Annotated in this window: 7 protein-coding genes; 5 read left to right on the top strand and 2 right to left on the bottom strand. The window is 54.7% G+C overall.

The genetic code is table 11. The annotated features are described in order from the left end of the window. Positions 1-16 precede the first annotated feature (16 nt). Positions 17-10,252, top strand: a complete 10,236-nt coding sequence (locus ACIPUG_RS06625) for an Ig-like domain-containing protein (protein WP_400337966.1) — start codon at positions 17-19, stop codon at positions 10,250-10,252. Between the two features lie 59 nt (positions 10,253-10,311). After that, entirely contained in the window at positions 10,312-10,656 is a 345-nt protein-coding gene (locus tag ACIPUG_RS06620; protein WP_014916239.1) for a hypothetical protein, read from the top strand. 117 nt (positions 10,657-10,773) lie between these two features. Here the strand turns inward: ACIPUG_RS06620 and lapD are convergent, their stop codons facing one another. Further along, on the bottom strand, positions 10,774-12,726 hold the full coding sequence (lapD, locus tag ACIPUG_RS06615; RefSeq protein ID WP_205537021.1) for a cyclic di-GMP receptor LapD: 1,953 nt from the start codon (positions 12,724-12,726) through the stop codon (positions 10,774-10,776). Positions 12,727-12,735: 9 nt separating this feature from the next. After that, positions 12,736-13,425 (bottom strand): cysteine protease LapG, encoded by a 690-nt coding sequence (lapG, locus tag ACIPUG_RS06610; protein WP_400337948.1) that lies wholly within the window; start codon positions 13,423-13,425, stop codon positions 12,736-12,738. Positions 13,426-13,778: 353 nt separating this feature from the next. Here lapG and murQ point away from each other — a divergent pair, with 353 nt between their 5' ends. The 3 genes from murQ (at position 13,779) to tadA (ending at position 15,964) form a co-directional block, all read left to right on the top strand. After that, the gene (murQ, locus tag ACIPUG_RS06605) at positions 13,779-14,705 is read left to right on the top strand and encodes an N-acetylmuramic acid 6-phosphate etherase (RefSeq protein ID WP_400337946.1); all 927 of its coding nucleotides are present in this window, start codon (positions 13,779-13,781) and stop codon (positions 14,703-14,705) included. 31 nt (positions 14,706-14,736) lie between these two features. Continuing rightward, positions 14,737-15,375, top strand: a complete 639-nt coding sequence (gene yfhb, locus ACIPUG_RS06600; protein WP_010280128.1) for a phosphatidylglycerophosphatase C — start codon at positions 14,737-14,739, stop codon at positions 15,373-15,375. A 76-nt stretch (positions 15,376-15,451) separates the two neighbouring features. Continuing rightward, on the top strand, positions 15,452-15,964 hold the full coding sequence (gene tadA, locus ACIPUG_RS06595) for a tRNA adenosine(34) deaminase TadA (protein ID WP_400337944.1): 513 nt from the start codon (positions 15,452-15,454) through the stop codon (positions 15,962-15,964). Positions 15,965-15,971 lie beyond the last annotated feature (7 nt).

Below are 15,971 nucleotides of genomic sequence, written 5' to 3'. Positions count from 1 at the left end.
AAGCATTTTGAATAGTGTGATTGGCGTCATTAAGTTCGTTATTGGACAAGTTTTTATCATCGCGCTTGATGGAAGCCAGAGATTGCTGGTTGCTGGCGATCGGGTTTACAGCGGTGAAGAAGTGGTAACTGGTGCTAACGGCGCGGTTTCAATCACATTACCGGACGGCAAAACATTGGATCTGGGGCGTGATAGCCGCTGGAGCGATGTTAGCAATGCGTCCTCTCAGGCCAATGCGGATGTCGCCGATGATGTCGCGGCTATACAAGATGCTATCGCTCAGGGTGCCGACCCAACACAAGTATTAGAAGCGACTGCCGCGGGTAATGACGACACCGGAGAAGCCGGTGACGGCGGCGGTGGGCATTTCAACCCAACGGTCGTTCTGAATTTGACGGCAGAGGTCGTAACTACTCCGATTGGCTATGATACCGCTGGCTCATCGTTTACTGACCGAGCCTCGTCCGTTCTGGATGGCGTAGATTCATCTACGTTGCTGCCTGCGGCAACGGATACCACCGATACCACCCCGCCTTCTGTCACCATTGGCATAAACAGTGATGGCACAGTAAGTTTCGTCTTCACAAAACCGATCATTGGTTTTGACCTCAGTGATATCACCGTAACAAACGGCGCAGTAACGAATCTGGTGCAGGATCCTAACGATCCGACTCGCTGGACGGCGACATTGACGCCAGCCTCCAATTTTGAGGGAGAAGTCCGCGTCAGTGTTCCTGACGGCAGCTACACCGATGCTGCGGGCATTCCTGGTACGGGGGGAAGTGAAGCGATAACGGTCGATACTTTGCCCCCTGTCGCCTCAATCTCTATTGATAATGTCACGTCAGATAACGTGATTAACGCCAGCGAATCGGGCCAGACGATTGCGATCACCGGTCAGGTCGGCAATGAAGTCAAAGCGGGCGACGCCATCACCGTTACCGTTGGCACAGAAACCTACCAGACGACGGTGAATACCGACGGCAAGACCTGGAGCGTCAATGTTCCGGGATCCGTGCTGGCGGCTAATGGCGATATCTCCGCCACCGTGACTACCCGTGATACGGCGGGCAACGTCACCACCGCGAACACCAGTCACGCTTACGGCGTCGATACGGTTGCACCAGTGGCGTCGATCTCTGTCGATAACGTCACCAGCGATAACGTGATTAACGCCAGCGAGTCCGGCCAGACCATTGCCGTGACGGGTCAGGTTGGCAATGAAGTGAAAGCGGGCGACGCGGTTACCGTCAAAGTCGGCACAGAAACGTACCAGACCACCGTGAATACCGACGGCAAGACCTGGAGCGTGAACGTACCGGGTTCTGTACTGGCAGCCAATGGTGATGTGAGCGCCACGGTCACTACGCGCGATACCGCAGGCAATGTCACGACTGCCAATACCAGCCACACTTACGGTGTCGATACGGTTGCGCCAACGGCTTCCATTACTATCGATAATGTCACGTCCGATAACGTGATCAATGCTTCCGAGTCCGGCCAGACGATCGCCGTCACCGGTCAGGTCGGCAATGAAGTCAAAGCGGGTGACGCCGTTACGGTTAAAGTCGGTACCGAGACCTACCAGACAACCGTGAATACCGATGGCAAAACCTGGAGCGTGAATGTTCCAGGGGCAGTTCTGGCAGCGAATAGTGATGTGAGTGCCACGGTCACCACACGCGATACCGCAGGCAATGTCACGACTGCTAACACTAGCCACACTTACGGTGTCGATACGGTTGCGCCAGTCGCGTCAATCGCTATCGACAATGTCACCAGTGATAACGTGATTAACGCCAGTGAGTCAGGTCAGACCATTGCGATCACCGGTCAGGTGGGTAATGAGGTCAAAGCGGGTGATGCGGTTACGGTTAAAGTCGGTACCGAGACCTACCAGACGACCGTCAATGCGGACGGCAAGACCTGGAGCGTGAATGTTCCCGGTTCGGTACTGGCCGCCAATGGCGATATCTCGGCGACCGTCACCACCCGCGATACCGCAGGCAATGTCACGACTGCCAATACCAGTCACACTTACGGCGTGGATACCGTCGCGCCTGTTGCTTCAATTTCAATTGATAATGTCACTTCCGACAATGTCATCAATGCTTCCGAATCCGGTCAGACGATTTCCGTCACCGGTCAGGTCGGCAACGAAGTGAAAGCGGGTGATGCGGTTACCGTTAAAGTCGGCACCGAAACCTACCAGACGACCGTCAATGCGGACGGTAAAACCTGGAGCGTGAACGTTCCGGGAGCGGTACTTGCTGCTAACGGTGATGTCTCTGCGTCGGTTACTACCCGTGATACGGCAGGCAACGTCACCACCGCCAATACTAGCCACGCTTACGGTGTGGATACGGTTGCGCCGGTGGCGTCGATCTCTATTGATAACGTCACGTCGGATAACGTGATCAATGCCAGCGAGTCTGGGCAGACGATTGCGGTCACCGGTCAGGTTGGTAATGAAGTCAAAGCAGGCGATGCGGTTACGGTTAAAGTCGGTACCGAGACTTACCAGACCACCGTGAATACCGACGGCAAAACCTGGAGCGTCAACGTTCCCGGTTCTGTACTGGCTGCTAACGGTGATGTCAGTGCGACCGTCACTACGCGTGATACCGCAGGCAACATCACCACCGCCAACACCAGTCACACTTACGGTGTGGAGACGGTCGCGCCAGTTGCCTCAATTTCTATCGACAATGTGACGCCCGATAACGTCATCAATGCTACTGAGTCAGGTCAGACGATTGCGGTCACGGGCCAGGTCGGTAATGAAGTGAAAGCGGGCGATGCGGTTACCGTCAAAGTCGGTACCGAGACCTACCAGACCACCGTCAATGCCGATGGCAAAACCTGGAGCGTGAATGTTCCCGGTTCGCTGTTAGCCGCCAACGGCGATGTGAGTGCGACGGTCACCACCCGAGACTCCGCAGGTAACGCCACCACCGCCAATACCAGTCATGCTTACGGTGTAGATACCGTCGCACCAGTGGCGTCGATTACTATTGACGATGTGACATCGGATAACGTCATCAATGCCAGCGAATCCGGCCAGACGATTTCCGTCACGGGTCAGGTCGGCAATGAAGTGAAAGCCGGGGATGCAGTCACGATCAAAGTCGGCACGGAAACGTACCAGACCACCGTCAATACCGATGGCAAAACCTGGAGTGTGAATGTTCCAGGATCGGTGCTGGCCGCAAACGGTGATGTCTCTGCGTCGGTCACCACCCGTGATACGGCAGGCAATGTCACGACCGCGAATACCAGCCATGCTTACGGCGTCGATACCGTTGCGCCGGTGGCGTCGATTACTATCGACGATGTGACATCGGATAACGTCATCAATGCCAGCGAATCCGGCCAGACGATTGCGGTGACGGGTAAAGTCGGTAATGAAGTGAAAGCGGGCGACGCCATCACCGTTACCGTTGGCACCGAAACCTACCAGACCACCGTGAATACCGACGGTAAAACCTGGAGTGTGAACGTTCCGGGAACAGTTCTTGCTGCTAACGGTGATGTCTCTGCGTCGGTCACCACGCGTGATACGGCAGGCAATGCCACTACCGCGAATACGACCCACGCTTACGGTGTCGATACCGTTGCGCCGGTTGCCTCAATTTCAATTGATAACGTCACGTCCGATAACGTGATTAACGCGACCGAGTCCGGCCAGACGATTGCGGTCACCGGTCAGGTTGGCAATGAAGTGAAGGCGGGTGACGCCATCACCGTTAAAGTTGGCACGGAAACGTACCAGACCACCGTCAATACCGATGGTAAAACCTGGAGCGTGAATGTTCCCGGTTCTGTACTTGCAGCTAACGGTGATATCTCTGCCAGCGTCACTACGCGTGATACCGCAGGCAATGTCACCACGGCGGACACCAGCCACGCTTATGGTGTCGATACCGTTGCGCCGGTTGCTTCAATTTCTATCGATAATGTCACGTCCGATAACGTGATTAATGCCAGTGAATCTGGTCAGACGATTGCTGTGACGGGGAAAGTTGGCAACGAAGTCAAAGCGGGTGATGCGGTTACCGTTAAAGTCGGTACCGAGACGTACCAGACGACGGTGAATACCGACGGCAAAACCTGGAGCGTCAATGTGCCGGGATCCGTGCTGGCGGCCAATGGCGATATCTCCGCCACCGTGACTACCCGTGATACCGCGGGTAACGTCACTACGGCGAATACCAGTCACACTTACGGTGTCGATACCGTTGCGCCAGTCGCGTCGATCTCTGTCGACAATGTCACCTCGGATAACGTGATTAACGCCAGCGAATCGGGTCAGACGATTGCGGTGACGGGTCAGGTTGGCAACGAAGTCAAAGCGGGTGACGCGGTTACCGTTAAAGTCGGTACCGAGACCTATCAGACCACCGTCAATACCGACGGCAATACCTGGAGCGTGAATGTTCCCGGTTCCGTACTGGCCGTCAATGGCGATATCTCCGCTAGCGTGACCACGCGTGACGCCGCAGGCAATGTCACCACCGCGAATACGACTCACGCTTACGGCGTGGATACCGTTGCACCAACGGCGTCGATTACTATCGACGATGTGACGTCTGATAACGTCATCAATGCCAGCGAATCCGGGCAGACGATAGCGGTGACGGGTAAAGTCGATAACGACGTCAAAGCCGGTGATACGGTTACGGTTAAAGTCGGCACCGAGATCTACCAAACCACGGTAAATGCTGACGGTAAAACCTGGAGCGTGAATGTTCCCGGTTCTGTACTGGCTGCTAATGGTAATGTGAGTGCCACGGTCACCACCCGTGATACGGCAGGTAACGTCACGACTGCCAATACCTCGCATACTTACGGCGTGGACACCGTTGCACCAACCGCATCGATATCTATCGACAATGTCACCAGCGATAACGTGATTAACGCCAGTGAATCGGGTCAGACGATTGCGGTGACCGGTCAAGTCGGCAACGAAGTTAAAGCGGGCGATGCGGTTACGGTAAAAGTCGGCACCGAGACCTACCAGACGACGGTAAATGCTGACGGTAAAACCTGGAGCGTGAATGTTCCCGGTTCTGTACTGGCTGCTAACGGCGATGTCTCTGCGTCGGTCACCACCCGTGATACGGCAGGCAACATCACGACTGCTAACACCAGTCACGCTTATGGTGTTGATACCGTCGCGCCTGTTGCTTCAATTTCAATTGATAACGTCACTTCCGACAATGTCATCAATGCTTCCGAATCCGGTCAGACGATTTCCGTCACCGGTCAGGTTGGCAATGAAGTGAAAGCGGGTGACGCGGTTACCGTAAAAGTCGGTACCGAGACCTACCAGACCACCGTCAATACCGATGGCAAAACCTGGAGCGTGAATGTTCCGGGAACGGTACTTGCTGCTAACGGTGATGTCTCTGCTTCGGTCACCACCCGCGATACCGCAGGCAACGTCACGACTGCGAACACCAGTCATGCTTACGGCGTCGATACGGTTGCGCCAGTCGCTTCAATTTCAATTGATAACGTCACGTCCGATAACGTGATCAATGCTTCCGAGTCCGGTCAGACGATTGCGGTGACCGGTAAAGTCGATAACGACGTGAAAGCGGGCGATGCGGTTACCGTCAAAGTCGGTAACGAGACCTATCAGACCACGGTGAATGCCGATGGCAAAATCTGGAGTGTCAATGTTCCCGGTGCTGTACTGGCTGCTAACGGGGATATCTCCGCCAGCGTCACCACGCGTGACACCGCAGGTAATATCACGACTGCCAACACGAATCACGCTTACGGTGTCGATACCGTTGCACCGGTGGCGTCGATCACTATTGATAACGTCACCTCAGATAACGTCATTAATGCGACCGAGTCCGGTCAGACCATTGCTGTGACGGGTCAGGTCGGCAACGAAGTCAAAGCGGGCGATGCGATCACCGTTACCGTTGGCTCGGAAACGTACCAGACCACGGTCAATACCGATGGCAAAACCTGGAGCGTCAATGTTCCGGGATCGGTACTGGCTGCTAATAGTGATGTCTCTGCGTCGGTCACCACCCGCGATACCGCAGGCAATGTCACCACGGCGAACACCAGTCATGCTTACGGTGTCGATACCGTTGCACCAGTCGCTTCAATTTCAATTGATGATGTCACCAGCGATAACGTGATTAACGCGACCGAGTCCGGCCAGACCATAGCGGTGACGGGTAAAGTCGGCAACGAAGTCAAAGCGGGTGACGCCGTTACGGTTAAAATCGGCACGGAAACGTACCAGACCACCGTCAATACCGACGGCAAGACCTGGAGCGTCAACGTACCGGGTTCGGTGTTGGCAGCGAACAGTGATGTGAGCGCGACAGTGACCACGCGTGATACCGCCGGTAACGTGACTACTGCCAATACCTCGCACACTTACGGTGTGGATACCGTTGCGCCAATCGCGTCAATCTCTATTGATAACGTCACCTCGGATAACGTGATTAACGCTAATGAATCCAGACAAACGATCCCTGTTACCGGAAAAGTCGGCAATGAGGTTAGGGCGGGCGATGCGGTTACCGTCAAAGTCGGTACCGAGACCTACCAGACCACGGTCAATGCCGACGGTAAGACCTGGAGCGTGAACGTTCCGGGAGCGGTACTTGCTGCTAACGGTGATGTCTCTGCGTCGGTTACTACCCGTGATACGGCAGGCAACGTCACGACGGCCAATACTTCGCACACTTACGGCGTGGATACGGTTGCGCCAGTCGCGTCAATTTCAATTGATAACGTCACGTCGGATAACGTGATCAATGCGACCGAGTCCGGTCAGACGATAGCAGTGACGGGGCAAGTCGGCAATGAAGTGAAGGCGGGTGACGCCATCACCGTTAAAGTCGGTACCGAGACTTACCAGACCACCGTGAATGCGGACGGTAAAACCTGGAGCGTGAATATTCCCGGTTCTGTGCTCGCGGCTAACGGTGATATCTCTGCTTCGGTCACCACACACGATACCGCAGGCAATGTCACCACGGCGAACACCAGCCACGCTTACGGTGTCGATACGGTTGCGCCAGTCGCGTCAATCTCTATCGACAACATCACATCAGATAATGTCATCAACGCCACTGAGTCCGGCCAGACGATTTCCGTTACCGGTCAGGTTGGCAATGAAGTCAAAGCGGGCGATGCGGTTACCGTCAAAGTCGGTAACGAGACTTACCAGACTACCGTCAATGCGGACGGTAAAACCTGGAGCGTGAATGTTCCCGGTTCGGTACTGGCTGCTAACGGTGATGTCTCAGCTTCGGTCACCACACGCGATACCGCAGGCAACGTCACGACTGCCAATACCTCGCACACTTACGGTGTGGATACGGTTGCGCCGATAGCGTCGATCTCTATTGATAATGTCACCAGCGATAACGTGATTAATGCGGCCGAGTCCGGCCAGACGATTGCGGTGACGGGTAAAGTCGGTAATGAAGTGAAAGCCGGCGATGCGGTTACGGTAAAAGTCGGTACCGAGACCTACCAGACGACCGTCAATACCGATGGTAAAACCTGGAGCGTGAATGTTCCCGGTTCTGTACTGGCTGCTAACGGTGATGTCTCCGCTTCGGTCACTACCCGTGATACAGCAGGCAACGTCACGACTGCCAATACCAGCCACACTTACGGCGTGGATACTGTTGCGCCGGTTGCCTCAATTTCTATCGATAACGTCACGTCCGATAACGTGATTAACGCTAATGAATCCAGACAAACGATCCCTGTTACCGGAAAAGTCGGCAATGAGGTTAGGGCAGGCGATAGCGTCACGGTGAAAGTCGGCACCGAAACCTACCAGACGACGGTGAATAACGACGGTAAAACCTGGAGTGTCAATGTTCCCGGTTCGGTACTGGCGGCTAACAGTGACATTAGCGCCAGCGTGACCACGCGTGATGCGGCGGGGAACGCCACCACGGCGAATACCCATCATGCGTACAGCGTGGATACGACCGCACCAGAAATTGATATTACGAATTTCGCGGGTAACGATGGCTACGTTAGCCAAAGTGAGTCGAAAAACACTCTGGTCAGCGGCACGAGCAACGAGAAGAAGGTCGATCTGGTCTTTACTGACGTGAATGGTAAGTCGGTTACGCTGCATGATGTGCCCGTGACGAACGGAAAATGGCAGACGAATGTCGATCTGAGCACGTTAGCGGAAGGCAAGATTACCGCAGGAGCGACGGCAACCGATGCGGCAGGTAATCAGGCGCATGATAACAGTCAGGCTATCATGGATGTTACGCCGCCAGCCGCACACAACAACACGGTGTCTGGTACGGAAGACACGCCGCTGCACATTGGCTGGAGCGATCTGGGCGTATCGAGCGATACCACAAGCATCGTGATTTCGTCTCTGCCGCCTGCTGCCGCTGGCACGCTTTATTTTAATGATAACGGGAGTTGGAAAGCCGTCACCGCTGGACAATCCTTTACGGCTGGCAACACCGATCTACGCTTTACACCAGCGAGTAATGTCTCTGGCGCAGCGCTGGGGGACATTGCTTATCGACCTGTCGATAGCGCAGGGAACACGGGCGATAAAGCCGCGCTGCACATTGGTATTACGCCAGTCGCCGATGCGCCAGTCGTAAGCCTGAGCACCTCCAGCGTGACCACAACGCCAGCTTCTGCCGAAGTCATTAAGGTGAATGGCGGAAGCGCGAACGGTGGTTTTGACGTGCAGAACGGAAAAATCGTCGCGGTGGGTAACGGCGTCCGCGTCTGGCTGACCGAGGGGGATTCGGTCCCTACCGTAGTCGGCAACGGGAAGGTGGCGTACTACAGTCAGGGCAATACCAGCGGGGATGGCAATTACAGCGATATCTTCGTTGTGCACTCCAATAGCGGCTATTTTTATCGTCAGAGCGACTGGGCGGCCGATCGTAAGGATCACCGCGATCTGGATTCATTCAACGGTAACCGGACCAATAACGGCAGCAACGCGCATTCTGACTATGTTTTCGTCATCAAGGAAACGGGCTACACCTATAACGCGACCTATAGCACGAACAACAACGCGAATACGTCGGTTAACACGCTGGATGGGCTGAAGGTTAATTATACCGATAGCAGTGGCAAATCAGGCTCGTTTACGAGACAGGTTAGCAACAATATCGAAGGCGTGATCTACAGCGATGGATCGACGTATACCCCCGGTACCAATAGCGCGACGGTGGAAAAAGTCCCCGGTCAGGCGGGAAAACAGACCTATACGCTCGATGTTTCCGCTGCATTGACAGACCGCGACGGTAGCGAAACGCTGTCGGGGATTCGGTTGACGGGGATCCCAACGGGAACGGTGCTGACCGACCAGATTAATAACGTGAAGTATACCGTCGGTGCTGATGGTTCATACCTGATTCAAAATGCGCACAACGCCCAGACGCTAGCCGGGAAAATCACGCTTGAGGTGCCGGCCGACGCGGGTAAATTGAATGTCTTGGCGCAGGCGACATCGACAGAAATGGGCAACCACGATACGGCAACCGGCTATTCGGCGGAAGGTGCTGAACAGTATGGGCTGAGTGTCGGTGCGGCGGGCAATGACACGATGTCCGGCACCTATAATGATGATGTGCTGTTTGGCGATGTCGTGTCGTTCCCTAATATCGACGGTAACGGCATTGCGGCTTTACAGAACTACATTGGCAAACAGTTAGGCATGCAAACGGGCGTTCCGACGACGAAGGACATGCATAACTATATTGCCGCGCACAGTTCAGAGTTTGATCTGTCGTCGTCGAAGGGGGGGAATGACATACTCAATGGCGGCGACGGAGATGATATTCTCTTCGGCCAGGGAGGAAATGACACCCTCTACGGTGGGGCGGGGAATGACCTGCTTTACGGCGGCAGCGGAGACGACATCCTGATTGGCGGCGCGGGGGGCGATACGCTCATCGGTGGGGCGGGTGCGGATACCTTTAAGTGGCAGGCTGGCGATATCGGCAACGATGTGATCAAAGACTTTAATGCCAAAGAAGGTGACCGGATTGATTTAAGCGATCTGGTTGGCGAACTGGAGGAAGGCACCGATATCAGCCGCTATATTCGCATCACCGATAATCATGGTTCACCGACGATTGAAGTGAGCACCGCGGGGAACTTTACGGCGGATAAAGGCGGAACGGTTGCAGTGTCGATTACGTTGGAACACTATAACGGTGCATTGCCGTCGCTTGAAAGTCTGGTCAGCAAGCCAGAACCGTCTAGCTGACGAAAAGGGGGAGCCTGCCCGGCTCCTTTCTTTATCAAAAACTTAAAAGGTCTCCGAAAATGTTTTATATCCAGCGCGACAGTGATGGCCACCTGATGAAGGTAGAAAAGAGTCCTTTTCCTGAAATGAACGGCGAACTGTCCGATGATTCGCGTGAGGCGCAGGCCTGGTTCCGCAGTCATCAGGCTGCGATGTCCAGCCTCCAGCAACTGCGGCAAAGCGATCTGGAAATGGTGCGTGTGCTGGAGGATTTAATTCAGGTTTTGATTCAGAAAGGCGTGGTCAGCATTACCGATTTCCCTCAGGCGGCACAGCTGAAGTTGATTAACCGTGCGCAGGCGCGTGAAGCCCTGAATGGCGGGTTGAACAAGCTGATTGGCGACGATGAAGAGACTATGTTTTAAGGAAAGGATGTTTTGAAGAAATCATCCCTTAACATCCCGTTCAGCCATTTCCGGCTTCTCACTATCGTAGTAAGAAGCCGGGGGGCGTTAAACGTCGTTAGCCAAAATGATGTGGTATCAGATTCTGACCGCTGGTACCGGTTCACCCAGCAGCCGTCCCATCGCGCCCTGTAATCCCATCTCCTGAAGCACTTTCAGCTCACCTGCGGTTTCAACACGTTCGGCGATAAGCGGCAGGGCAATACTGTTGGTGGCGCGATACAGCGCTTCGATAAACATTTGTTTATCGTCCTCCTGATCGATGTTGCGGATGTAGCTGCCATCGACTTTCAGGTAAGCCAGACCCCATTGCGACAGGTTGCCGATCATATTAAAGCGCCCGCCAAAATGCTGTAGCCCCAGCGCACAGCCATGTTCATTGAGCAGCTTGATTAAGGCTTCCAACTGGGCGCTGTCTGGCAATTGGTTCTCATCCAGCTCCAGAATCAGTCGTTTGGCGACGTCAGGCTGATGCTTCAACGGGGCAAGCAGATCGGCAAGCAGATGAAGATTCAGAACCGTGGTGCCGGACAGGCTCAGTGCCAGATTGCCGTCGTGCTGGCGAAGATAGTCCAGTACTTCGCGTAGCATGGTTTGATCCAGACGGGTATCCCAGCCAAAGCGTTGGATCCACGGTAGGAAGCGACCTGCGGCGACACTGTTTCCTTGCTCATCCTGAATGCGCGCCAGCACTTTGTGATGCAGCACCTGGCTGGGATCATCACAGGCGACGACCGGTTGCAGGAAAAGCTGCAAGCGTTCCTGTTCCAAAATGGGATCGAGCAGGTTAAACCACCTATGGCGATCGGTTTCGACCTGTTCGGCACTGACGGACGGTATGTCGTGAGGCGCGGTGCTATCGGTATTGCTTTCGGCTCGCGTGAGCGCCTGATCGCCCTGAATAAACAGGGATTGCGCGGTGTCACCGGGGCGGAAAGGCACCATGCCGAATTGGGCGACAGGGGAGACATCGGTTTCGCCTGTCAGATGCAACGTTTCGATGTTGCGCGTCAGCTCGCCAATCAGCGCATAGGCTTCTTTATCGACCAACCCCGGGCAAAACAGCGCAAATTCCCCACCGCGGATACGTGCCAGAAGACTTTCCGCATGGGTATGCTGCTTTTGCGTGTTACGCAGAATATGCCCGACGGAGGCTAATAGCGCATCGGTGCGCTGGCCGCCCAGCCGCTGATTCATCCCCGCCAGATCCTGAACGCGAATCATAATAAGGAAGCCGGGGGCGGTTTCTTCGTCGGCCAGTTTGTCGTTGAACTGCATGTCAAACGCGCGACGGTTATTCAATCCGGTTTGAGGATCCTGATAGGCTTCCTGACGTAAGCGCTCGCTCCGTTCCGCTTCCTCTTCAAACAGCGTTTTGAGCTTGCTGACCATCAGGTTCATCGCTTGTGCAACACGGCGAAACTCGGGCGTATTGGGCAAATCCGGCTGGCTAAGGAATTCACGACGGGTAATTGCCAGCGACTGATCGACAATATAATCAAGCGGACGTAGCTGGCGGCGCAGGAATAGCGCGCCGAGTAACACGCCCAGCGTGCCACAGCCGAGTAACCACAGGAAAGAGGCCGTACTGCTGCGCCACAGCCGCGTCACCGCGAACATCGGATGGCTGACGACTTCAACTTTTGCCGCCTGCTCCCAGCCGCGCATCACGATAGCTTCGCCCGCGCCGGGTTGCAGGTTTACTAACTGAACAAACCAGCGCGGTACGTCAGGGATATCCGGCGATGCGGTGCGTTCCAGCGTGACGCTGCCGGTTTTTAAATCCCGCACGCGGATACTGGAAAAGTAGCCGCTGTCGAAAATCGAGCTGACCATCAGCTCTACCATTGCCGGGTCATCGATATTCGGCGTCAGGGAAAGCCCAAGTGCGGTGGCGGCATCCTGTGCGTGAGAATGAAGCTGGTTGTTGTACTGTTCACGCGAATTTTCCAGGCTGACGAAAAAGCTCCCGCTGAAAATGATTAGCACAAACAGGCAGATGGCTATCAGTAATTGTTTGTATAGAGACATAGCCTACCTTTACTCCTCAATTGAAAACCCTTCGGCACGCATTTTGGTTAATACATCCTGCCAGCGTGAAAGTCGTTTACTGTCACCTACGCGTTTATTGCTGCCGCTGGCTCCGGGCAGCCAGAGGCCCCCGCCATTAAAGGCATACACCGGAACTAAATCAGTGCGCTCTGTCGCGGGTTGGATCTTGTCGGTCAGATTATCCAGTACCAGCGGAATCGAGGTTGGCGTGGGATAATAGGTGACCACCATATGCGCTTTATTCAGACGCAGGGCTTTAACATAGGTAATACGTAATTTGTCCGCCGGGATGCCTAAATGACGCAGCGTAAAATACTTGGCGAGCGCATAGTCTTCGCAGTCCCCGGCACCTTTACGCAGCGCTTCAATCGGCGTAGCCCAGTAATCTTCCTGATTCCAGACGACAATATCATCGCGAAACAGCATACGGTCATTGAAAAATTGGTTCACGCTACTCAGCAGAGCCTTTTCCTCTTTGTTGAGGGAGTTGGCCAACAGCGTCTGCCATTCATCTATTCGGCGGCGAGCATCGGGCGTTGCCGGGCCATAAAGCTGCTCGGTTCGCTGATTAATGGTAATAAAATCCCAGTCCGCACGTAGGGAACCCGCCAGCAGAAACAGCAGACAGCTAATAAAGAAAAGCGTGTAAGTGGAGAGTCTGAACCCGGAGAGTCGCACTGAGGTTTCTCTGTTTACCTTGCGAGATGAATGTGGAGGGTTAATTCGATGCAGAATAGCGTACTTTCACAGCTCTCAAAAGCATATATACCCCAAATAATTCGAGTTTCAGGAAGGCGGCAAGAGAAGGAATCCCGATGAGCTTACTGAGGTAAGTGATTCGGGTGACTGACAAATTTGCCAGAGGCAGATTTGAACGCTGCTTGCAGCGGCCCCAACGGGGCGAGGTCCACGTGAGTGGGCCGAGTAGCGCAGCCAACGCACATGCAACTTGAAGTATGACGGGTATAGTGGTGAAAATGATTGTTTGTCATAAGCGTGCAAAACGCTGGCATAAAGCATGAGGTAGCAGAATGCGTTCAGATGTGATGGATGGAGAGAACCTTAATTTAGGGACGCTGGTTTCCGAAACTCGGAATCCGGCGACGATGGCGCTGGATCAGCTCTCTACGCTGGAGATGATGCACGCGTTTAATCAGGAAGATCAGAAAGTGCCTGAAGCCATTGCACAGGTTTTACCCGCGATTGCCGAGGCTGTCGATCTGGCGACGTCCTCGTTGCAGGAGGGCGGGCGGCTGATCTATCTGGGCGCGGGGACCAGCGGCCGTTTGGGCGTACTGGATGCTTCCGAGTGTCCGCCGACGTTTGGTGTGCCACACGGGGTGGTTATCGGGCTGATCGCCGGTGGGCCGGGCGCGTTGCTTAAGGCAGTTGAAGGTGCGGAAGACGACCCTGCACTCGGTGAGGCGGATTTAAAAGCGCTGGATGTCACCGCGGCGGATATGGTTGTCGGCCTTGCGGCATCAGGCCGGACGCCGTATGTGATTGGCGCATTGCGCTATGCGCGTGACGTTGGCTGCCGGACAGCGGCGATCTCCTGTAATCCGCATTCACCCATCGCACTGGAAGCGCAGGTAGCGATTTCTCCGGTGGTTGGCCCGGAAGCGTTAACGGGGTCGACGCGCTTGAAGTCGGGAACGGCGCAAAAACTCGTCCTGAATATGATTTCTACCGGCGCAATGGTTAAGCTGGGAAAGGTGTACCAGAATTTGATGGTCGATGTGAAGGCAACCAACGTGAAGCTGCTGGACCGGGCTTGCCGCATTGTGGTTGAAGCGACGGGGGCCGAGCGGGAAAAGGCGCGGCAGGCGCTGGTGCTGGCGGATAATGAGGTTAAGCCCGCAATTCTGATGCTTCTGGCTAATATTGACGTGGAAGCGGCACGTGAGCGCCTGAAACAACACAACGGTTATCTGCGTGAGGCGCTGATTGGCGGATAAAATTATCTTGGTGTAAGTCGGGAGAAATGTTTTGAGTGATAAGCGAGAGCAACGCATTGTTTTTTTTGATCTGGATGGCACGTTGCATCAGCAGGACATGTTTGGCAGCTTTTTGCGTTTTCTACTTCGTCGGCTGCCGTTAAACCTCGTTCTGGTTATCCCGCTATTACCTCTTATCGGGCTGGGGCTACTGATTCGCGGTCGCGCGGCCCGGTGGCCGATGAGCTGGCTGCTGTGGGCGATTACGTTTGGGCGTGATGAAGACGAGCTGGTTCAACTGGAAAAGCAGTTTGTCGGCGCGTTTCGTCATGATGTCATTCCATTTCCGCAGGTTCAGCAGCGGCTGAAAACCTATCTTGAAGACAGTGATGCACAGGTCTGGCTGGTGACGGGATCGCCGCAGCGGCTGGTGGAACAGGTCTATCATGATTCGCCTTTTCTGCCCGGCGTTCGCCTGATGGGAAGCCAGATTACGCGCCGCTACGGCGGCTGGGTATTAACGCTGCGCTGTCTCGGACATGAAAAAGTGGCACAGATGGAGCAGCGTCTCGGCGCGCCGCTCAAACTCTACAGCGGTTACAGCGACAGCAAACAGGACAACCCGCTGCTCTATTTTTGCGAACACCGCTGGCGAGTCACCCCTGAAGGTAGCCTGCAACAGCTGGAATGATTTTTTCATCCTTTCATCTGATTTTTCATCTCTTCATATAGGTATAATGCGCCGCCAAAATATGAATGTTCGGGAGATGAGCGTGGATAACCTGCGTAACGATGAATACTGGATGCGCCATGCATTAATGCTGGCTCAGCGCGCTCAGGATGAAGGCGAAGTGCCGGTTGGTGCTGTGCTGGTGCTAGATAACGAAGCCATCGGCGAAGGGTGGAACCGGCCGATTGGGCATCACGATCCTACCGCGCACGCTGAGATTATGGCGTTGCGGCAGGGAGGACAGGTGTTGCAGAATTACCGCCTGCTGGAAACGACGCTGTATGTCACGTTAGAGCCGTGCATCATGTGTGCGGGCGCGATGATACACAGCCGTATTGGCCGTCTGGTTTATGGCGCGTCAGATGAGAAAACGGGAGCGGCGGGGTCGCTGGTGGATATTCTGCGCCATCCCGGCATGAATCATCAGATCGTGATTGAATCCGGCATTCTGGCTGATGAATGTTCTGCAACGCTCAGCACGTTCTTTCGCCTGCGTCGTGAACAGCATAAAGCCCGTCGTGCTGCCGAGAAAAACGCCGCGCAGGAGTAGCGTAACG

The sequence above is a fragment of the Pectobacterium sp. CHL-2024 genome, assembly GCF_044751765.1.
Lineage (GTDB): Bacteria > Pseudomonadota > Gammaproteobacteria > Enterobacterales > Enterobacteriaceae > Pectobacterium > Pectobacterium brasiliense.
This window is presented reverse-complemented; position numbering and strand designations above follow the sequence as displayed.

Excerpts from the sequence above, each read along its gene's own strand:
- ACIPUG_RS06620 (WP_014916239.1), top strand. The coding sequence starts at position 10,312 with ATGTTTTATATCCAGCGCGACAGTGATGGCCACCTGATGAAGGTAGAA.
- tadA (WP_400337944.1), top strand. The coding sequence starts at position 15,452 with ATGAGCGTGGATAACCTGCGTAACGATGAATACTGGATGCGCCATGCA.
- lapD (WP_205537021.1), bottom strand. The coding sequence starts at position 12,726 with ATGTCTCTATACAAACAATTACTGATAGCCATCTGCCTGTTTGTGCTA.
- murQ (WP_400337946.1), top strand. The coding sequence starts at position 13,779 with ATGCGTTCAGATGTGATGGATGGAGAGAACCTTAATTTAGGGACGCTG.